Origin of the sequence: Deinococcus aestuarii, from assembly GCF_018863415.1 — a bacterium.
GTDB lineage: Bacteria > Deinococcota > Deinococci > Deinococcales > Deinococcaceae > Deinococcus > Deinococcus aestuarii.
This window is the reverse complement of sequence record NZ_JAHKSN010000008.1, coordinates 139,726-158,055: the sequence shown is the minus strand read 5'-3', so window position 1 is coordinate 158,055 and position 18,330 is coordinate 139,726. Positions and strand designations below refer to the sequence as shown.

19 protein-coding genes and 1 riboswitch are annotated in these 18,330 nt (G+C 72.0%); of the genes, 13 read left to right on the top strand and 6 right to left on the bottom strand.

The genetic code is table 11. From position 1 onward, the window contains the following. Positions 1 to 38 precede the first annotated feature (38 nt). Complete coding sequence (locus tag IC605_RS12160; protein ID WP_216324053.1) at positions 39 to 650, top strand: DedA family protein; 612 nt, start codon at positions 39 to 41, stop codon at positions 648 to 650. Positions 651 to 690: 40 nt separating this feature from the next. Then, positions 691 to 1,386 carry a DNA-3-methyladenine glycosylase family protein gene (locus tag IC605_RS12155; protein ID WP_216324050.1) on the top strand — a complete coding sequence of 232 codons (696 nt, stop codon included), beginning with the start codon at positions 691 to 693 and terminating at the stop codon, positions 1,384 to 1,386. Position 1,387: 1 nt separating this feature from the next. Here the strand turns inward: IC605_RS12155 and IC605_RS12150 are convergent, their stop codons facing one another. After that, positions 1,388 to 2,077: a Crp/Fnr family transcriptional regulator gene (locus tag IC605_RS12150; RefSeq protein ID WP_216324047.1), complete on the bottom strand. Its 690-nt coding sequence runs from the start codon at positions 2,075 to 2,077 to the stop codon at positions 1,388 to 1,390. Between the two features lie 302 nt (positions 2,078 to 2,379). On the opposite strand from IC605_RS12150, the gene IC605_RS12145 reads away from it, so the two are divergent. The 9 genes from IC605_RS12145 (at position 2,380) to IC605_RS12105 (ending at position 11,977) form a co-directional block, all read left to right on the top strand. Further along, complete coding sequence (locus IC605_RS12145; RefSeq protein WP_216324044.1) at positions 2,380 to 4,215, top strand: acyl-CoA dehydrogenase C-terminal domain-containing protein; 1,836 nt, start codon at positions 2,380 to 2,382, stop codon at positions 4,213 to 4,215. Between the two features lie 127 nt (positions 4,216 to 4,342). After that, the gene (locus IC605_RS12140; RefSeq protein ID WP_216324040.1) at positions 4,343 to 4,591 is read left to right on the top strand and encodes an FmdB family zinc ribbon protein; all 249 of its coding nucleotides are present in this window, start codon (positions 4,343 to 4,345) and stop codon (positions 4,589 to 4,591) included. Continuing rightward, positions 4,588 to 5,691 carry a S1C family serine protease gene (locus tag IC605_RS12135; protein WP_216324037.1) on the top strand — a complete coding sequence of 368 codons (1,104 nt, stop codon included), beginning with the start codon at positions 4,588 to 4,590 and terminating at the stop codon, positions 5,689 to 5,691. Before IC605_RS12140 ends, IC605_RS12135 begins: the two co-directional genes overlap by 4 nt. Positions 5,692 to 5,784: 93 nt before the next feature. Next, a complete protein-coding gene (locus IC605_RS12130; protein ID WP_216324035.1) occupies positions 5,785 to 6,399 on the top strand; it encodes a deoxynucleoside kinase in 615 nt (204 codons plus the stop codon). A 100-nt stretch (positions 6,400 to 6,499) separates the two neighbouring features. Further along, positions 6,500 to 7,123: a deoxynucleoside kinase gene (locus IC605_RS12125; protein WP_216324031.1), complete on the top strand. Its 624-nt coding sequence runs from the start codon at positions 6,500 to 6,502 to the stop codon at positions 7,121 to 7,123. A gap of 179 nt (positions 7,124 to 7,302) precedes the next feature. Then, positions 7,303 to 8,769, top strand: coding sequence for a UDP-N-acetylmuramoyl-L-alanyl-D-glutamate--2,6-diaminopimelate ligase (locus IC605_RS12120; RefSeq protein ID WP_216324028.1), 1,467 nt, complete (start codon positions 7,303 to 7,305; stop codon positions 8,767 to 8,769). Continuing rightward, positions 8,766 to 9,188, top strand: a complete 423-nt coding sequence (locus tag IC605_RS12115) for an SWIM zinc finger family protein (RefSeq protein ID WP_216324025.1) — start codon at positions 8,766 to 8,768, stop codon at positions 9,186 to 9,188. Before IC605_RS12120 ends, IC605_RS12115 begins: the two co-directional genes overlap by 4 nt. A gap of 262 nt (positions 9,189 to 9,450) precedes the next feature. After that, entirely contained in the window at positions 9,451 to 10,854 is a 1,404-nt protein-coding gene (locus tag IC605_RS12110) for an RtcB family protein (RefSeq protein ID WP_216324022.1), read from the top strand. A gap of 292 nt (positions 10,855 to 11,146) precedes the next feature. Further along, on the top strand, positions 11,147 to 11,977 hold the full coding sequence (locus tag IC605_RS12105; protein ID WP_216324007.1) for an isoprenyl transferase: 831 nt from the start codon (positions 11,147 to 11,149) through the stop codon (positions 11,975 to 11,977). Positions 11,978 to 12,002: 25 nt separating this feature from the next. On the opposite strand, the gene IC605_RS12100 is transcribed toward IC605_RS12105, so the two are convergent. Next, a complete protein-coding gene (locus IC605_RS12100) occupies positions 12,003 to 13,010 on the bottom strand; it encodes a hypothetical protein (RefSeq protein WP_216324004.1) in 1,008 nt (335 codons plus the stop codon). 115 nt (positions 13,011 to 13,125) lie between these two features. On the opposite strand from IC605_RS12100, the gene IC605_RS12095 reads away from it, so the two are divergent. Together IC605_RS12095 and IC605_RS12090 are read left to right on the top strand one after the other, a co-directional pair. Continuing rightward, positions 13,126 to 14,793, top strand: coding sequence for an HRDC domain-containing protein (locus IC605_RS12095; RefSeq protein ID WP_216324001.1), 1,668 nt, complete (start codon positions 13,126 to 13,128; stop codon positions 14,791 to 14,793). A 60-nt stretch (positions 14,794 to 14,853) separates the two neighbouring features. Next, positions 14,854 to 15,210 carry a hypothetical protein gene (locus tag IC605_RS12090; protein WP_216323998.1) on the top strand — a complete coding sequence of 119 codons (357 nt, stop codon included), beginning with the start codon at positions 14,854 to 14,856 and terminating at the stop codon, positions 15,208 to 15,210. Between the two features lie 178 nt (positions 15,211 to 15,388). On the opposite strand, the gene IC605_RS12085 is transcribed toward IC605_RS12090, so the two are convergent. The 4 genes from IC605_RS12085 to IC605_RS12070 all read right to left on the bottom strand — a co-directional run bounded on the left by IC605_RS12085 (position 15,389) and on the right by IC605_RS12070 (position 18,009). Then, positions 15,389 to 15,715, bottom strand: coding sequence for a hypothetical protein (locus IC605_RS12085; protein ID WP_343216598.1), 327 nt, complete (start codon positions 15,713 to 15,715; stop codon positions 15,389 to 15,391). 109 nt (positions 15,716 to 15,824) lie between these two features. Continuing rightward, positions 15,825 to 16,166 carry a (2Fe-2S) ferredoxin domain-containing protein gene (locus IC605_RS12080; RefSeq protein WP_216323992.1) on the bottom strand — a complete coding sequence of 114 codons (342 nt, stop codon included), beginning with the start codon at positions 16,164 to 16,166 and terminating at the stop codon, positions 15,825 to 15,827. 6 nt (positions 16,167 to 16,172) lie between these two features. Continuing rightward, positions 16,173 to 16,898, bottom strand: coding sequence for an ABC transporter ATP-binding protein (locus IC605_RS12075; protein WP_425514222.1), 726 nt, complete (start codon positions 16,896 to 16,898; stop codon positions 16,173 to 16,175). An 85-nt stretch (positions 16,899 to 16,983) separates the two neighbouring features. Then, positions 16,984 to 18,009 (bottom strand): FecCD family ABC transporter permease, encoded by a 1,026-nt coding sequence (locus IC605_RS12070; RefSeq protein WP_216323986.1) that lies wholly within the window; start codon positions 18,007 to 18,009, stop codon positions 16,984 to 16,986. A gap of 221 nt (positions 18,010 to 18,230) precedes the next feature. Next, positions 18,231 to 18,305: riboswitch (cobalamin riboswitch) on the bottom strand. Between the last annotated feature and the right edge of the window lie 25 nt (positions 18,306 to 18,330).

The following is an 18,330-nucleotide window of genomic DNA, read 5'->3' as shown; positions in this document are numbered from 1 at the left end:
ACGCACGCCCCGGCCCGACCCGCTAGGCTGTTGCGGATATGGCCGACTGGGTACAGAACCTGATGGACAGCATGGGCTACCTGGGCATCCTGCTGCTGATGATCCTGGAGAACGTGTTTCCGCCCATTCCCAGCGAGCTGATCATGCCCTCGGCGGGCTTCGCGGCCTCGCGCGGGGACCTGAACATCCTCATGGTCGTGGCGATGGGCACCCTGGGCAGCGTCCTGGGCACCCTGCCGCTGTATTACATCGGGCGCGCGTTCGGGGAAGAACGGCTCGTCGCGTGGGCGGACAAGTACGGCAGGTGGCTCACCCTCAGCGGCAGGGACATCCGCAAGGCCGACGACTGGTTCGACCGCCACGGCACCAAGGCGGTGCTCTTCGGGCGCATGGTGCCCGGCATCCGCAGCCTCCTGAGCCTCCCGGCGGGCATGAGCGAGATGCCGCTCCCCAAGTTCCTGCTCTACAGCGCCATCGGCTCGGGGCTGTGGGCGTCTGCCCTCGCCGGGGCCGGATACGTCCTCGGCGAGAACTACGACCGGGTGGAGCGCTACATCGGCCCCGCGTCGAAGGTCATCCTGGCCGTCGTCGTCGTCGCCGCCGTGGTGTGGTTCCTGCGCCGCAAGCGCGCGCAGGGGGCGAAGGCGTAAGGAACGGGCGCCACCGTCTGCACCGCCCATCTGCGCTTGAATGGCCCCTCCTGTGACCTTCTCCTCCTCTGTCCCTGCCCTCCCCCTCACCGACCACGAGGGGGCCGTGCCGTGGCTGGGCCGTGACCCGGCCCTCGCCGACCTGATTGCGCGGGTGGGCGCCCTGCCCGTCCTCTCCCCTACCCCCGACCCCTTCGGCACCCTGGTCCGCAGCGTGGCAGGGCAGCAGCTCTCGGTGCGGGCGGCGGCGAGCATCTACGCGCGGCTGGTGGGGAGGCTCGGGGAGGTGGGGCCCGGTCCCCTGCTGGCCGCCGCGCCGGACGATCTGCGCGCCCTCGGTCTTTCCTGGGCCAAGGTCCGCACCGTGCGCGCCCTCGCGGAGGCGGCCCTGGATGGGCGGGTGGACTTCACGCACCTGGAGGCCCTGCCCGACGAGGCGGTGATCGAGCGGCTGACGCCCCTGCCCGGTATCGGGCGCTGGACCGTCGAGATGTTTCTGATGTTCGGCCTCGCCCGGCCCGACGTGTTCAGCTTCGGGGATTTGGTCCTGCGGCAGGAGCTGGAGCGGCTGCACCCCGGCGCCGTCACCCGCGAGGAGCAAAACGAGGTCGTGCAGGCGTGGTCACCCCACCGCACGCTCGCGTCCCGTTACCTCTGGGCGGAGAAGGCCCGGCGCAGGCTGACCGCAGAGGCAGGCACCGTGACGGGCGACCTCTCCCTCACGGACCCGCTCTGACCTACTCCTCCAGGTAGCGCCGCAGGCCCTCCAGCCGGACGATCATGGGCGCGCGGGCGCGGACGATGGCCCCCTCCTGCTTGAGCTTGCCGAGGGAATGGCTGACCGTTTCGCGGGTGGCGCCGACCATCCGGGCGATGTCCTCCTGGTTGAGCTTCAGCGCCAGTTCGACCCCCTGCGAGTGGGGCCGCCCGAACTCGCGGGCGAGGCGGTAGAGCAGGCTGGCGACGCGCTCGGGGGCGCTGTAGGCACTCACGGCGGCGGTCCACGACTGGGCCTCGAAGAGCCGGGCGGCCATCAGGCGGATCAGTTTCATGGCGAGGTCGGGCTTGGTGTTCAGGAGTTTTTGCAGCTCGGTGCGCGGGAGCACGATCAGGGTGGTGCGCTCCAGCGCCTCGGCCTGGGTGGGGCGGCGTTCTTCAGGTTGCAGCAGCAACTCCCCGAAGGTGTCGTGCTGGCCGATCACGCCGAGGATGGCCTCCTTGCCGTTGGGAAAGAGCTTGCTGATTTTCACGAGGCCGCTGCGGACGAAATACAGGGCGTCTGCCGGGTCGTCCATGCGGTAGATGACCTCGCCCGGCTGGTACGAGCGGTAGGGCGTCGTGGCGGCCACGCGCTCCAACTCCGTCAGCTCAAGGTCCGCGAACAGCTCCGTGCGCTTGAGGTGCCAGACCAGGCTTGGATAATTCATGATCAGGGTCAGGATACCCGAAACTCTGCCGGAGGCGCGGCCGAAAAGGAGACAGGCCCCCGGCGGACCTGCCGTCAGTCCGTCCAGGACGGACGACCGTTCGGGTTCGGCCCGGCAGGGCGCTGTAAAGTAGGGCCCCCTCCCGTGTGTCCGCCTGCATGCTCGCGGGGGCCCGGGGCCTGTCCGGCAGGGGCCGCCCTCCCGCGTGACTTTCGCCCCGCGAAGTTTTAGACTGGGTACAATCATCAAGACCGGGAGTGCGCCCCCCGTGAGGGAGCGGCCCCCAAGGAGGAGAGACCCCTATGCCCCAGTACAAGGCCCCCCTGCGCGACATCAAGTTCCTGATGCACGAGCTGCTGGACGCCCCCCAGGTCCTCGGCGCCCTGCCCTTTTACGCGGGGAACGAGACCGCCGACGCCGAGCTGATGAATCAGGTCCTCGAAGAGGCCGCCCGCTTCGTCGAGACCGAACTCGTGCCCCTGAACCGGGTGGGCGACGAGGAGGGCTGCACCTGGCACCCGGGCGGGGTCGTGACCACCCCCACGGGCTTCAAGGCCGCCTACGACAAGTACCGCAAAGCGGGCTGGACCGCCCTCGACGCCGACCCCGAGTACGGCGGGCAGGGGATGCCCCACCTCGTCAGCAACGTCCTCGTGGAGCTGCTGAACTCGGCCAACGTCGCGTGGTCGATGTATCCCGGCCTCTCGCACGGCGCCTACTCCGCCCTGCACGCGGTCGGCAGCCAGGAGCTCAAGGACACCTACCTCCCCAGGCTCGTGAGCGGCGAGTGGACGGGCACGATGTGCCTCACCGAGCCGCACGCGGGCACCGACCTGGGGATCATCCGCACCAAGGCGACGGACAACGGCGACGGCAGCTACGCGATCACGGGCACCAAGATTTTCATCAGCGCGGGTGAGCACGACCTGGCCGAGAACATCGTCCACCTCGTCCTCGCGCGGCTGGAGGGCAGCCCGGCGGGCACGAAGGGGATCAGCCTCTTCCTGGTGCCCAAGTTCCTGCCGAACGCGGACGGAAGCGTGGGCGAGCGCAACGGCGTGGTGTGCGGCTCCATCGAGCACAAGATGGGGATTCACGGCAACGCGACCGCCGTGCTGAACTTCGACGGCGCGAGGGGCTACTTGGTCGGCGAAGTCAACAAGGGCATGAACAACATGTTCATCATGATGAATGCCGCCCGACTCGGTACCGGGCTCCAGGGGCTCGCGCTGGGCGAGGTGGCGTACCAGAACGCCCTGACCTACGCCAAGGACCGCCTCCAGATGCGCCATGAGCCGCGCGTGAACCCCGCCGAGGAAGCCGACCCCATCATCGTGCACCCCGACGTGCGCCGGATGCTGCTCACCGGCAAGGCGTACACGGAGGCGGGCCGCGCGATGGCGATGTGGCTGGCGCTGAGCATCGACATCGAGCACCACCACCCCGACGAGGCGAGGCGCAAGGAGGCCGCCGACCTCGTGGCGCTCCTGACGCCCATCGCCAAGGCGTTCATGACCGACAACGGCTTCAACGTGGCTGTTCTCAGCCAGCAGGTGTACGGCGGGCACGGCTACATCCGCGAGTGGGGCATGGAGCAGTTCGTCCGCGACGCGCGCATCAGCCAGATTTACGAGGGCACAAACGGCGTCCAGGCGCTCGACCTGCTGGGCCGCAAGGTGCTGATGGACGGCGGCAAGAAACTCCAGAAGCTCGCCGGGGTGCTCCAGGCGTTCGTGGAGGAGAACGAGGGCGACGAGGAGCTGGCCCCCTACCTCGACGCGCTCGGCAAGGCCGCCAACCAGCTCGGCAGCCTCACGATGGTGGTCGGCCAGAAGGCGCTCGCGGGACCCGAGGGTGCCGACGAGGTAAACGCGGTCGCCGTCGATTACCTGCGCTTCTTCGGACACGTCGTCTACGGCTACCTGTGGGCGCGGATGGCGAAGATCGCCGCGCAGAAGGTGCAGGCCGGGCAGGACCGGGACGGCTTCTACCTCGGCAAGCTTCAGACCGCGCGTTTCTACTTCGCCAAACTCTTCCCGGAGACGAAGGCGCTCGCCGCCACGATCAAGGCCGGGAACGAGTCGCTCGCGGTGGACGACCGGGTGTTCGGGCTGGAGCGGCCCCTGGTCGGCGCGTAACCGGGACGTCCCTCCCAGGACCCTCACCCCTCTCGCGGGTGGGGGTCTTTTCGTCTGGCCCACCGGGACTTGCCGCCCCCTTCCCTCATGTCCACCTTGCTAGATTGACCGCTGGAGAACCGAGGCCATGCCCACCTACGTTTACAAGAACATCGAGACCGGCGAAACGTTCGAGATCAAGCAGAGCATCCGCGACGAGGCGCTCAGCACCCACCCCGAGACAGGCGCTCCGGTGAGGCGCGTGCCCTCGCAGCCGGGCCTGGTGTTCCGGGGCAGCGGGTTTTACGTGACCGACTCGCGGCCCAAATCCGCCGAGGCGGGAACGGGCAAGGCCAGCGGTACGGACGGCGGCGGCAAGGGCGGCGGGGGGGAGTGAAGCCCCTGGCCCGTGCCGCCGGACTCGCGCTGCTGCTGCTCGCCGCAGCGACGGCCGCCTATGTCACGGGCCGGGTGCACGCCCAGCGGACCCTTGTCACCGCCGACGAGATCAACACGGTGGAGGTGGCGCAGGGGGCCCTCCCGGCGGTCGTGCGGGTGGACGCCCGGCTGCGCAAGGACGTGCTTCAGGCGGGCGACGACCCGGTGGAGACGGGCACGGGCTTTTTCTACAAGCGTGACCTGATCGTCACGAACTACCACGTCATCCAGTACCAGGAGTCGGTGAGCGTAACCCTCTCCAACGGGCGGCGGGTAACGGCGCGGGTCGAGGGCGTGGACCCCGGCATCGACATCGCCATCCTGCGGGTGACGGGGGTGACGGCCCCCCGGACGCTGAGCTTCGGGCGCAGCGCGGGCCTCCTGCCGGGGCAGAAGCTCATCACCATCGGCACGCCGCTGCGGATTGCGAACTTCGTGGCAACGGGCGTGTTTAGCGTGGCGGCGAGCGCGCGCGACGTGCCCCGCAACGACCAGCTCGGCGGGGAGATCGGGCAGTATCTCGTGACGACCACCAACATCCAGGGCGGCAACAGCGGTGGCCCGGTGCTCGACTCGCGTGGGGCGGTGGTGGGCGTGGCCGACGCGAACGCCGCGCCGAACAACTTCGTGCCCGGCGTGATCGGCATCGCCATTCCCGGCGACCTCGTGCGCCAGAGCCTGGAGGACTTGGAGCAGGTCGGCTTGCCCCAGCGCGGCACCCTGGGGGTGACCCTGGTGGACCTCGACAGCCTGGAGCCCGCCCTGCGCCAGCTCGCCGGGCTGAGCAGCAGCGAGGGGGCGCTGGTGGACGAGGTGCCCGCCGGGAGCGCCGGAGCCCGCGCGGGACTGCGCGGTTCGCTGCGCAACAGCCGGGGCCAGCTTCTCGCGCCCCTGGGCGACATCATCGTCGCCGTGGACGGCCAGCGGGTGCGCGGCAGCTTCGACGTGATCCGCCTCGTCGCGGCCAAGCGCCCCGGGCAGACGGTGAACCTCCGGGTGTGGCGCAACAAGCGGAGCGTGGACGTGCGGGTGCCGCTCCAGAAGCGGACCTTGCAGTAGAGCGGTCAGCGAGAAGGAGCCTCGGCTTGTGCCCTGGCTCTTTTTGCTGAAGGCTGACGGCTGACCGCTCCAGGCCCTATCATCTCCCCCGCTATGTACGTCGTCGTGGAAGGCCCCATCGGGGTAGGAAAGACCAGCCTCGCGGGCAGGCTCGCGGCGCGCTACGGCGCGGAACTCAACCTGGAGGTCGTGGAGGAAAATCCCTTCCTGGCCCGCTTCTACGAGGCGCCCGAGGTGTACGCCTTCCAGGTGCAGGTCTTTTTCCTGCTCTCGCGCTTCAAGCAGCTCTCGGCCCTCGCGCAGCCGGGGCTGTGGAGCGGCCACGTCGTGAGCGACTACCTCTTCGACAAGGACTTCATCTTCGCGGCGATGAACCTGCGTGACGCCGAATTCGCCCTGTACGAGGACCTCTACGCCCACCTCTCACCCCGGCTGCCCACCCCCGACCTCGTGGTGTACCTGCGGGCCGAGCCGGGCCTGCTCCTCTCGAGAATCGAGAAGCGGGGCCGCCCCTTCGAGCGCACCATGCAGGCCGCCTACCTCGCCGAGCTGACCGCCCGCTACGACGAGTACTTCCGCACCTACCCGGGCCGCCTCCTGACCGTGGACGCGAGCGGGTACGACTTCGTGGGCAACCCCGAGGACGAGCGGGCGATCCTGAGCCGGGTGGAGGAGGCCTTGCAGGCGGAAGGGGCGGTGAGGGGATGAGGGGGAGCGTCTGGCGCGTCGCCTGTGGCGGGTGGAGGGGTGATCTGCCTGCCTCCACCCGCCACAAGCCCCACACCACGGGCGCAAGCGGGACGAGCTGATGTACCTCGCCGTCTCCGGCAACATCGGCAGCGGCAAGAGCACCCTGACGCGGATGCTCTCGGAACGGTACGGCCTGCGGCCCGTCTACGAGCCCTACGCGGAGAACCCGTACCTGGAGGACTTCTACCGCGACATGCGGCGGTACTCCTTTCACTCGCAGATCTACTTCCTATCGCGGCGGCTGGAGCAGCACCTCCATCTCGTGACGGGGGCGCGCTACGTCATTCAGGACCGGACCGTCTTCGAGGACGCCAACATCTTCGCGCGCAACCTTTTTGAGAGCGGGCAGATGGAGGCGCGCGACTGGAGGACGTACCTGGGCCTTTATGAGGGCATCCTCCCCGCCCTGCGGGTGCCCGACCTCCTCATCCACATCGACGCGGCATTGCCGACGCTGCGGCAGCGCATCGCCCAGCGCGGGCGGGACTACGAGCAGGGCATCCCCGACGCCTACCTGCTGGGCCTCAACCGCCTCTACGACGAGTGGATCCGGGCCTTCGACGCCTGCCCGGTCGTGCGGGTGCCCGGCGACCGGCTCGACTTCGTGCATGACCCGGCGGCCTTCCAGTGGGTGTGTGACCGGGTACAGGGGTACGGGTTCGGGCTGCCGCTGTTGAGGTAGCCGTCAACCCTCAGCCGTCAGCCGGGGAGCCAGGGTGAGGACAGGTGCCGGTGCGGCCTTGTCAGTTATCCACCCTGCCCGCCGGCTTCCGGTGAACGCAACCGACCTCGCGGGCGTCGGCGTCCTGAAGGGAAAGGACCTTCGTGGGGCCCGGAGGGCGGCTGCTAGTCTCGACCTGTATGCGCCTGCGTGACCTCGCCGCCGTTCTCGCCGTCCCCGCCTCCCCCCTGCCCGACGTGGAGGTGCGCGGCGTGACGCACAACGCGGCGTGGGTGGAACCGGGGTTCGCCTTCGTGGCTATTCGCGGGGCGCGCTTCGACGGGCACGGCTTTCTGGACGAGGTGGCGGCGCGGGGAGCGGTGGCGGTTCTGGGCGAGGGGCTGCCGGAAGGGTCGACCTCCACCCTCCCCTACCTGACGGTGCGAAGCGCGCGGGCGGCCCTGGCGGACACGGCGGCGGCCCTCGCCGGACACCCCAGCCGGGAGCTCCGCGTGGTCGGCGTGACGGGCACGGACGGCAAGACGACGACGAGTTGGCTGACCCGGCATCTGCTGCGGGCGGCGGAGCTGGAAACCGGCCTTCTGAGCACGGTCGGGTACGAGTTGCCGGACGGCGTGCTGCGGCACTTTCCGGCCCACTTCACGACTCCCGAGGCGCCACAGGTGCAGGCGACCCTGGCGGAGATGGTCGCCTCGGGTGCCCAGGCCGTCGTGCTGGAAGCGAGCAGCCACGCCCTCGCCCTGGACCGGGTGCGGGGGGTGGACTGGGACGTGGCGGTGTGGACGCACCTCAGCCGCGAGCACCTCGACTTTCACGGCACGGTCGAGCACTACTTCGCGGAGAAGAGGAAGCTGGTGGAACGCGCCCGCCACGCCGTGCTGAACGCGGACGATCCGTGGACACAGAGGCTGATGGGCCTCGCGCCGTCGGAGACGACCTACTCGGCGGACGGGCGGGAGGCGGACTGGCGGGCCGCGCGGATCGAGGAACGCGCCACCGGCCTGCATTTCCATGTCCTCTCCCCCCTGGGCGAGTTCGGCGCCCACCTGCCCATGATCGGGCGGTTCAACGTGGCGAATGCGCTGGCCGGGCTGGGGGCAGCGGCTCACCTGGGCGCGAGCGTGCCGCAACTTGTGAAGGGGCTCGCCTCCTTCCGGGGGGTGCCGGGGCGAATGGAACTCGTCCACGGGGGCGAGGACGCCCCCCGCGTGATCGTGGACTTCGCGCACACGCCGCCCAGCCTGGAAAAGGCCCTCTCCACCCTGCGCGCGACGACCGCCGGGCGGCTGTGGGTGCTCATCGGCTCGGCAGGTGGGCCGCGCGACCCCGGCAAACGCGCGCCCCTGGGCGAGGTGGCGACCCGGCTCGCCGACCACGCCGTCTTCACCGAGGAGGACCACCGCGACACGCCCCTGGCCGACATCCTGCGCGAGATGGAGCGGGGGGCGCGGGAGGCGGGCCGGTCCAACTTCACGAGCATCGGGGACCGGGGCGAGGCGATCCGGCACGTGATCCGCGGGGCGCGGGCGGGGGACACCGTGCTCCTTGCCGGGAAGGGGCCGGAGGACACCCTGGAACGGGACGGCGAGACCCTGCCCTGGGACGAGGTGGGCGAGGCGCGGGCGGCGCTGGGGGCCCGGCGGTGAGCCTGACCCCGGAGGAGCTGTTGCGCTCCGCCCCCGGCAAGGTGCGCGAGCGGGCACAGCCGCTCTGCGGGCAGGTCACCCACCGCGAGCGGCAGGGCGAGGTCGTCCGGACCCGCGTGCGGGGCAGCCGTCCAGCCCCCTACCGGGTGCGGGTCAACCTCCAGAACGGCGAGGTCTCGTGCTCCTGCCCCGACGAGTACAACGCCATCTGCAAGCACGCCGCCGCCACCCTGCTGGTCCTGCGCGACGACCCCGCCTCCTTTCTCCCGGGGACGCCGCCGCGCCGCCTGCCGGGGGTGGGCGGCTGGTCGGACGCCGACGTGGAGCGGCTGCTGGACCGGCTGCACGGCCTCTACCCCGAGGTGGTGACCGACTGGGCCCGGCAACTCACGCACGACGACGAGGAGGAGTGGGGCTGAGGCGTGGCCCCGTCCGGCCTACCCGCCTTGCGTCATCTGGCCGATGCGTCCGGGCAGGGCGCCGGGCACACTGACGGGCGGACCTCGAGTCTTCACACCGCACCTTTTGAGGAAGGGGGCGACATGTTGGACACACCCGCAGACCCAGACGACGGACGAGATCAGGACGAGACACGAGACGACCGGGGCCTCCCCCCACTCCTCACCACCGACGGGACGTGAATGGCGCAAGGCGCCGGGTTCCGTTCCGCAGAAAGACCCCATGAACGGAAAACAGATCACCAAGCTGGGCTTCGAGAAAAAAGCCGTCGCGCTGGCCCTCGCCGCCGCGACCTTGCGCGAGCGCGCAGGAATCGACCGCGAGGAAATCCTGAACGAATTGCGCTCGGTGCAGGCCAACCCGGAAGCGTACGTCTCGGGCGGCGTGTATGCCGAGCTGGCGGCGGAGCTGACCTCCCAGCAGGCGGTGCTGGACGCCCGGCGTGCGAGTGCGCTTCGCCCCTCCCCCCTCCCCTACCGCGTGTGGGGCGCGGACCTGATTGAACCCGGCGCCCGCGACCAGATGGACGTGGCGATGCGCCTGCCCGTCGCCCGGGCCGGGGCGCTGATGCCCGACGCCCACGTGGGCTACGGCCTCCCCATCGGCGGGGTGCTGGCGACCGAGGGCGCCGTGATCCCCTACGGGGTCGGGGTGGACATCGGCTGCTCGATGCGCCTGAGCGTGCTGCCCCTGGCCCCGGCCAGCCTGAGCACCGACGAGGCGACCCGCCTCCTGACCAAGCACACCCGCTTCGGCGCCGGGGTGGGTTTCGAGAAGCGCGACCGCGAGGACCACGAGGTCCTGCATGAGGAGACGTGGCGCGATCAGCCCCTCCTGCGCCACCTGCACGGCAAGGCCGCCGAGCAGATCGGCACCTCGGGCAGCGGCAACCACTTCGTCGAGTTCGGCACCCTCAGCTTACCCGCCCACGACCTGGGGCTGGAGGCGGGCGAGTACCTCGCCATCCTCTCGCACAGCGGCTCGCGCGGCTTCGGGGCGCAGGTGGCGAACCACTACACGAAGGTGGCCCAGGCCCTGCACCCCGCCCTCGACGCGCAGGGCCGCAAGCTCGCCTGGCTCCCCCTCGACACCGAGGAGGGCGAGGGCTACTGGCAGGCGATGAACCTCGCCGGACGCTACGCCCTCGCCAACCACGACCTGATCCACGCCCGCCTCGCCCGCGCGCTGGGGGTCAGGCCCGCCGTCACCGTCGGCAACAGCCACAACCTCGCCTGGAAGCAGGCGGTGGAGGGCCATGAGCGGATCGTCCACCGCAAGGGGGCCACCCCCGCCGAGCGCGGCCAGCTCGGCCTGATCCCCGGCAGCATGGCCGACCCCGGCTTCGTGGTGCGCGGGAAGGGCAACCCGGAGGCCCTCGCCAGCGCCAGCCACGGGGCGGGTCGCCAGCTCGGACGCAAGGCCGCCGCGAACACCCTCGCCAAGAAGGACGTGCAGGCCTACCTGCGAGAGCGCGGCGTGACCCTGATCGGCGGCGGCATCGACGAGGCGCCCCAGGCCTACAAGCGCATCGAACACGTCCTGGCCCGCCAGAGCGACCTCGTGGACGTGGTGGCGACCTTCACCCCGCGGGTGGTGCGGATGGACACGGGGGGCGAGGACGTGTAGGGGGAACGGGCCGCGAACTGGGCACCTCCTCGGCAGACGGGACGGCCTCGTCGGGGTGGTCCCGTTCTGGCCGGGGTGCGGGGGTCGAAAAGAGCCCCATCGGGGGTGAGGGTCGCCGGGGGACGTCGGCGCCCACCCCCTGCGGCCCTGCGGGTTACAGTGAAGAGAGGCTGCTGTCCAGACCCCCAACCTGGACGCTCCAGGCCCGCGACCACGGCTGGCCCGCCGCCGCGCCCCCTGCCCCTTTGGAGGGAAGCCGCCCTCCCCCCCAGGCGCTACACTGACGCCCGTCATGACCCGCCCGCCCCTCAAAGCCGCCCTCCGCACCGCCAAGAAAACGCGGGACGCGGCACGCGGCGCCCTGCTGTGGGGTTACGAGCAACGCCTCGCCCGGGCGGTCAAAAGCCACGGCAAGCTTCCCCGCCACCTCGGCCTGATCCTCGACGGCAACCGCCGCTACGCCCGGGCCCTCGGGGTGGAGCGCGAACTGGGCTACGAGTTCGGCATCGACAAGGCGCACGAGGTCTTGCAGTGGTGCCTCGAACTGGGCATCCCGGCGGTGACGATCTGGGTGCTCTCGACCGACAACGTGGCCCGCGACCCCGAGGAAGTGCGCCACCTGATGGGCCTCTTTGACCGCGAGGCCCGCAACCTCGCCCGCGACCCGCGCATCCACGCCAACCGGGTGCGGGTGCGCGCCATCGGGCAGCACCACGACTTTCCGGTCAATGTTCTGGACGCCCTGCGCGAACTGGAGGAGAAGACGGCCCGCTACGACGGGATGCTGCTGAATATCGCCGTGGGATACGGGGGCCGCGAGGAGATCGTGGATGCGGTCAAGCAGCACCTCAGCGCCCAGGCGGCGGCGGGCGGAACGCTTGAGCACGTGGTCGCGCACCTGAAACCCGAGCACATCAGCGCGCACCTGTACACGGCGGGCATCCCCGACCCCGACTTCATCATCCGCACCAGCGGCGAGATCCGGCTCTCGGGCTTCATGCTGTGGCAGAGCGTGTATTCCGAGTACTACTTCTGCGACGTGTACTGGCCGGGCTTCCGCCGGGTGGACTTCCTGCGGGCCCTGCGCGACTTCCAGGGGCGCGACCGGAGGTTCGGGAAGTAGCGGAGGGGGCCCCTGCCCTTTCCCTTCAGCGAGGGCGCAGGGTGACGGTCTGGTCGAGGCGCAACAGCACCTGAAGCTGTTCGCCGCCCGGCTGGGTCAGGCTCACCCGCAGGCGCGTGGCCTGGACCTGGGCGCTGCCCACGGGGAGGCCGCCCTGGCGGTAGAGGCTCAGGCCGCTGCCGGTCGAGCCGCCGAGGAGGTCGAGCCGGATGCGCGGGGTGCCCGCCGCCGCGCCCTCACCGCCGAATTCGAGCGTCCAGTCGGCGTTGGTGCTGCGCGTCTCGAACACGTGCAGCCCGGCGGGGTTCACGCCCCGGTAGGTCGTGGTCGTGGTGACGGTCAGCGGGCTGGCCTGCACCTGCCCGAGCGGATTCTGGCCGCCCCCCAGCCCGGCGGCGACCGCCCCGAAGAGATTTCCCAGCAGCGCCTGGGCGTCCACCGTGACCGTCCGGGTCACGGGCTGCCCCACCGTGAAGGTCTGGCCGTACACGCCCGTCAGGTCGCTTCCGCCCCCGCCCGCCTGGGCCCGCAGCGCCTCGGGGCTCAGGCCGGAGAGGACCGACTGCACGAGCGGGTTGTCGCTCTCCAGCCGGACGAGGCTCACCGTGCCGTCCGGGGCGACTCTCTGCACCGTCCGCAGGGCCACGGGGCCCTGACCGGGCACGTCGGTGACCACCGTGCTCAGGAGGGTGACGGTGCCGTCCGGGGCACGCTCCTGAACCTTGTAAAACGCCTTGCCGACGCTCGTCTGGGGGCCCACCCGACCCAGCGTCTCCTCGATTCCGCGCCGCAGGTCGCTCAGCTCCGCCTCGCCCGGGCCCGCGCCGTCTGGGGCGCTCACCTGCACGTCCTCCAGGGTCAGGCGCGTGACGGTGGTCAGGGTGAGTTCGGCCAGCGTGCCGGGCCGCGCGGTGAGGCTCAGGGTCGCCGTGTTCGCCGCGGCGGGGGCGGGTGGGGGGGCCGGGGTCGTCCCTCCCTGGGCGCTCACGGAGGGGGCAATCAGCAGCAGGGCCGTCAGCAGAATGGTCCTCATGGCCCCACGGTACGCGGACCGTCGGGTGGAGGTGGCCGCAGATGCGGGGACATGAAGTTCACGCCCCGCGGATTCTCGCGCGGCTGCCCCGCCCCGGTGCGGCACAATGGGCGCCATGACCAACTCGCCCGACTCCTCCCAAGCTCCTGCCCGTCCGGAGACGCGGCCCGACACCCGGCTGGTGGCCCTCCACGCCGAACGCGGTGATCCCCACGCCCGGCTGGCAAGCGCCCTCGCCGCGCTGGAGGGCGCCGACTGGGGCCTGACCCTGGCGGGGGAGGCCGCGCTCGCCCGGCAACTCGCCGCGCTGCTGGGCCCCGGCGTGCTGCGGGTGGACGAACGCCTCGGCGTGAACCGCTCGGCGCTCGCCGGGCAGGGCCTCGCCGCCGCCGGGCTCGACGCCGACTGGACGGGCGCGCGGGGCGTGTGGCTCGCCGAGCCCGACGACCGCTTGCTGCGCCGGGCCGCCCGCGCCGGGGTGCCCGTGATCGTGGACGCCACCCTCGCGCCGGGGGGCGGCTGGCCCTCACGCGGCGCCGCCTACGTGGTCTACCGCGACCCGGTGACGCTGACGGGCTTCGGCGACGGGCACCTCGCGCTGCTCTTCGGCGCCGGGGAGGCTCCCGCCCCGGCGGCCCCCGCCCCCGCCGACCTGACGGTGGCGCTCGCCCTGCGCGACGTGGCGACCTTGCCCCTGCGGCTGGCCCGCGCCGCCCGCACGACCGGGCTCCTCGCCGAGCGGCTCGGCGGGGGCGCGCTCCCCTTCGGCCCGACCGCGCTGCTGCTGCCCCCCGACGCGGCGCCCGACACCCCCCACCTCCCCGGCGGGGTGCTCGCCGCCACCCGCAATGTCGAGGGCGGGGTGATCTTTTCACCCGGCTTGCAGGACGCGGAGACGGCCCTGGCCCTCTTGCGCGCTCCCCAGGTGCAAGAACCCGTGAATGCCCCCATCCCCCTCGTGCGGGACCTGGAGGTGGAGGGCGGTGACGCGCAGGCGGATGTGCCGGAGCCCGCCCCCCTTCCCCCGCCCGCCCAGGAGGAGGCCGCGACGCGACGCGAGGACCGCTTCCGCCGTGACCGGGGAGGTCGCCCGGAGCGCCCCGCCCGCGCCGACCTCCCCCGGCCCGACCGGCCGCTGCCCGACGCCCCGCGCGCGGACGCGCCGCAGGGCCTCGACCGGGTGACCTTCGACGCGCCCGAGCCCGCCCCGCAGGCCGAGCCCGAGGGGGGGGCCCGGCCCACCTCGCCCACGCCCACCGAGCCCGAGGAGGCGCCCTGGACGCCCGAGATCGTGTTCAGCAGCCCGCCCCCGGCGCCCGCGCCCCTGCCCACCCCGATCAGCGCGGGCCCCGACGCCCCCGAGCTGGAGACCACGCCGCCCCTCGCCGCTCCTGACGAGCCGGAGGGAGCCGTGGACACGGTGGCGCAGACACCCGTCGAGGCCGAGCCGACCCGGGCCGCCGAGCCGGAGCCCGACCCCGCGCCCGCCCTGCCCGACCTGCCGCCCGACCTGCCGACGGCGGAGGCGGGTGGGGGGGCGCCCGACCCCGCCGCCAACCTCACCGACGAGCAGGCCGCGGTGTATGCCCGGCTGCGCGAGTGGCGCAACGCCGAGGCCAAGCGGCAGGAGGTCAGCCGCTTCATCATCGCCAGCAACGCCACCCTGGCCGAGATCGCCCGCCGGGTGCCCTACACCCTCGACGACCTGCGGGCCGTGCGCGGCATGGGCCCCGAGCGGCTGCGCAAGTACGGGGAAAAGATTCTGGAGGTGGTGCGGGGGTAGGGGTGAGGTCGACGCGAATATAAGGGTCGGAGCCCTGTGTAGCGGTAGTATTCTGACCCCATGAAGTCGTCGCTTGAACCCCGGACGCGGTGGGCGGCGCTAGGAGACCCCCTCCGACGCGGGGCACTCTACGGGGTGGGCTTCGGCGCCGTCTCGGCCCTCCTCGGCCTCCTGCTGTTCAGGAACGGGCTGGCGAGTGTGCTGGCCGGACTCAACTTCGCGGGCACCGTCCTGTGCGTCCTGGCTGGAGCGATGGCTCTCGGCACGTCGCGGACGGCGGGAGCCGAGGCGGCCGCTCAGAACAAGCTTGGCCGCGCGGCTCCGGGGATCGAGTGGCCGCTCGCCCCCATGTTGGCCGCCCTGATTGCGGCGGGCGTGTGCTTCGGGTTGGCCTGGGTGGGTGGGCTGTGGCGGTGACGGAAAGCTGCGGGTGAAACGACCGCTTAGTTCTGCCCCACGCCTTTTGGGGAAGGGGGTTGAGCTTTGTCCTGCGGGCCGATGAACGCCAGAGCTGGGCTCACATGGGTCTGGCAGGCTGAGGAGCTTTCGCTGGCGCTCGGCATGACAACACCTTCGCGCCCCGTCCTTCACGCCCCTACAGCGGCGTGGGCTGCACCGTCCGTGATCCCCGCTCCATCCACGCGCGCAGGCTGGCGAGGCCGTCGTCGCTCAGGCGGGTGGTCGCCGCGCCGTTCGGCTGGACGGTCCAGCCCAGGCGGTTGGCCTCCTCCGGCAGACCGCCCAGGGCGTAGGGGCCGGGGGCGACGCGGGCCGAGAGCGTCGCGGTCACCTGATGGGGGTAGAACTCCTCCTCGAAACGCTTCTGGACGCGGCGCTCGCGGTCGTGGTCCACCCCCGAGATGCCGAAGAACGCGAAAAAGCCGCCGAAGTCGATCCACGGACGCAGGCGGGTGCGTTTCACGGAGAGAGAGATGAGTTTGACCGGCTCCATGACCCCTCTCTACACCCCCCCGGCCTGGCCTTTGTCCCAGGCCACATGAGGCCCACCCCGCCGCACGGGGGACGGAGCTTCACTCATCCGGCCCGTACCGCCGCTCCCGGGGCAACGCTTCCCCCTCGTGCACCGCCCGCGCGACCGACGAGGCGAGGGAAAAGTCCACCGCCGCGTACCAGCCCTCCTCCAGCCTGCCCCCCCGCTCGCGGTACACACAGAGGGCCGGGCCGTAGCTGCACGCCCCCAGGCAGCCGCTCTCGGTGAGGCGGACGCTGCCGCCCGTCTTGTAGTAGGCGAGCGACTGGCGCTCCAGGTGGGTCCAGAGGGCGCGGTACAGGAAGTCCGCGCCGCGGGCCTTGCAGTTCGGGCCCTGGCAGACGAGCAGATGACCGGAGGTCTTGAAGTATTTCGGCGGCAAGGCGGTTCAGTCCTCCGGGATGACGAGAAGGCGCTCCCCGTCCCGCGTGACCCTCGCCCGCAGCCCGTAGGCGGCGTGGAGGTGGGCGGGGGTGAGGACTTCCGCGGCGGTCCCCTGGGCGAGCACCCGGCCCCCGGCGAGCAGCAGCAGGCGGTCGGCGCGGGCGGCGAGGTTGAGGTCGTGCAGGACGGCGACGACACCGAGGCCCCCGGCGACCTCGCAGCGCAGGTGGCGCACCACCTCCAGCCCGTAGGCGAGGTCGAGGTGGTTGGTGGGCTCGTCGAGGAGCAGGAAGCGGGGCCCGGCGGCCAGGGCGCGGGCCAGGGAGACCCGCTGCCGCTCCCCGCCCGACAGCTCGCGGACGCGGCGGTCCTCGAAATGCCGGGTGTCGGTGCGCTCCAGCGCCGCCGTCACCGCGTCCTCGTCGGCCCGGGTCCAGGGCCGCGTGGGAATCAGGCCCCACCTCCACGCCCCCGCCCCACGCCCGAGGGAAACCACGTCCCGCACGCGGGCGTCCAGCGGCAGCTCCTCCCCCTGCGCGAGGTAGGCGAGCGTGCGTGCCCGCTCCGCGCGGGTCCACTCGGCGAGCGGACGGCCGCAGAGCCATACCTCCCCCGCTTCCGAGCGGCTCAGGCCCAGCAGCGCCCGCAGCAGCGTGCTCTTCCCCGCCCCGTTCGGCCCGATCACGGCGGCGAACTCCCCGGCCCGGAACGCCGCACTCACCCCCCGCACCGCCGGGTGCGTTCCCGCCCGGACATGCAGGCCCCGCGCCTCCAGCGTCTCTGCGCTGACGGCTGACGGCTGATCGCCGACCGCCCTACTCACGCCCGCCCCGCCGCAGGAGCCACAGAAAAAAGGGCCCCCCCAGCAGCGTCGTCACCACGCCGACCTGCGAAAGAATGGTCGTGCGCGCCAGCAGGTCGGCGAGGACGAGCAGCGCCCCCCCCAGCAGCGCGGAGACGGGCAGCAGGACCCGGTGTCCCGCCCCCCAGCTCAACCGCGCGACATGCGGCACGATGAGTCCCACGAAGCCGATGATCCCCACGTACGCGACGGCGGCGGCGGTCGCCACGCTCGCGGCGATCACGACGATCAGGCGCAGGCGCTCCACGGGCACGCCCAGGCTGCGCGCGGTGAGGTCGCCGAGTTGCAGGGTGTCGAGCGCCCGGCCCAGCCCGATCAGCACGCCACAGCCGACCACCGCGTAGGGCAGCACCGTCCCCACGTCGCGCCAGCCGCTGAAGCCCAGGTCGCCCAGGGTGTAGGCGAGGACCTGCCTTGCTCTGTCCTCGCCGCGCAGGATCAGGAAGGTGGTGAAGGCACTCAGGACGCTTCCCACGACCACGCCCGCCAGGATCAGGCGCGTGGTGGGAAAGCGCCGCCCCTCCCGCGCGAGGGCGAGCGTGAGGACGACCGCCACGAGGGACGCCGCGAGCGACACCAGGGGAAGCACGGGGCGCGGCCACCCCGCCACGATCCCGACCGTCGCCCCCAGCGCCGCCCCGCTCGCCGCGCCGAGGAGGTAGGGGTCGGCGAGCGGGTTGCGGAAGACCCCCTGGAAGGCCCCGCCGCACACGGAGAGGCACGCGCCCACGAGCACCGCCATCACCACGCGCGGCAGGCGGAGCTGCCACACGATCACGTCGTTTCCGGCGAGTTCCGCGCCGCTCAACCCGCGCCAGATGGCCCCCACCACCTCTCCCGGCGGGATGGTCACGCTCCCCACCCCCACCGCGAGCACAAGGGCGGCGAGAAGCCCGCAGACCAGCGCGAGGGTGCGCCCGAGGACGCGGGGGCGGGCGGCGGGGAGGGCGGGCGCGCGGCCCTCTCGTTCAAGGCTCATCGCGCCCCGATGGGCCGAAGGGGGTTGGAAGGGTCGGGGGTCGGGGCATGGGGGTCTCGTTCCTCCCCGCGCGGCCAAGGAGGCACCGCCCCCGGTGAGGGGCGGAGGGGGCACGCCCAGGGCCCACCCGGGAGGGGGCAGGCGCCGGGCGCGTTCCTCCAGGCCGCGGGAGGTCGGGGCACGGGCCGCTCCGGTCGGGGAAGTGCGGCCCGGACGGGGCAGGTGTCCGGACTCGGGGGCCCCACAGGAGCACCCTCACCGTTGCGCGGGCCGTGCCGGAGTTCCACCGGCTTCCCCCACGCCCGCCCTCGGGCCACTCTA

Coding starts and splice junctions, on each gene's coding strand:
- IC605_RS12160 (WP_216324053.1), top strand. CDS start 39: ATGGCCGACTGGGTACAGAACCTGATGGACAGCATGGGCTACCTGGGC.
- IC605_RS12155 (WP_216324050.1), top strand. CDS start 691: ATGGCCCCTCCTGTGACCTTCTCCTCCTCTGTCCCTGCCCTCCCCCTC.
- IC605_RS12150 (WP_216324047.1), bottom strand. CDS start 2,077: ATGAATTATCCAAGCCTGGTCTGGCACCTCAAGCGCACGGAGCTGTTC.
- IC605_RS12145 (WP_216324044.1), top strand. CDS start 2,380: ATGCCCCAGTACAAGGCCCCCCTGCGCGACATCAAGTTCCTGATGCAC.
- IC605_RS12140 (WP_216324040.1), top strand. CDS start 4,343: ATGCCCACCTACGTTTACAAGAACATCGAGACCGGCGAAACGTTCGAG.
- IC605_RS12130 (WP_216324035.1), top strand. CDS start 5,785: ATGTACGTCGTCGTGGAAGGCCCCATCGGGGTAGGAAAGACCAGCCTC.
- IC605_RS12125 (WP_216324031.1), top strand. CDS start 6,500: ATGTACCTCGCCGTCTCCGGCAACATCGGCAGCGGCAAGAGCACCCTG.
- IC605_RS12120 (WP_216324028.1), top strand. CDS start 7,303: ATGCGCCTGCGTGACCTCGCCGCCGTTCTCGCCGTCCCCGCCTCCCCC.
- IC605_RS12110 (WP_216324022.1), top strand. CDS start 9,451: ATGAACGGAAAACAGATCACCAAGCTGGGCTTCGAGAAAAAAGCCGTC.
- IC605_RS12105 (WP_216324007.1), top strand. CDS start 11,147: ATGACCCGCCCGCCCCTCAAAGCCGCCCTCCGCACCGCCAAGAAAACG.
- IC605_RS12100 (WP_216324004.1), bottom strand. CDS start 13,010: ATGAGGACCATTCTGCTGACGGCCCTGCTGCTGATTGCCCCCTCCGTG.
- IC605_RS12095 (WP_216324001.1), top strand. CDS start 13,126: ATGACCAACTCGCCCGACTCCTCCCAAGCTCCTGCCCGTCCGGAGACG.
- IC605_RS12090 (WP_216323998.1), top strand. CDS start 14,854: ATGAAGTCGTCGCTTGAACCCCGGACGCGGTGGGCGGCGCTAGGAGAC.
- IC605_RS12070 (WP_216323986.1), bottom strand. CDS start 18,009: ATGAGCCTTGAACGAGAGGGCCGCGCGCCCGCCCTCCCCGCCGCCCGC.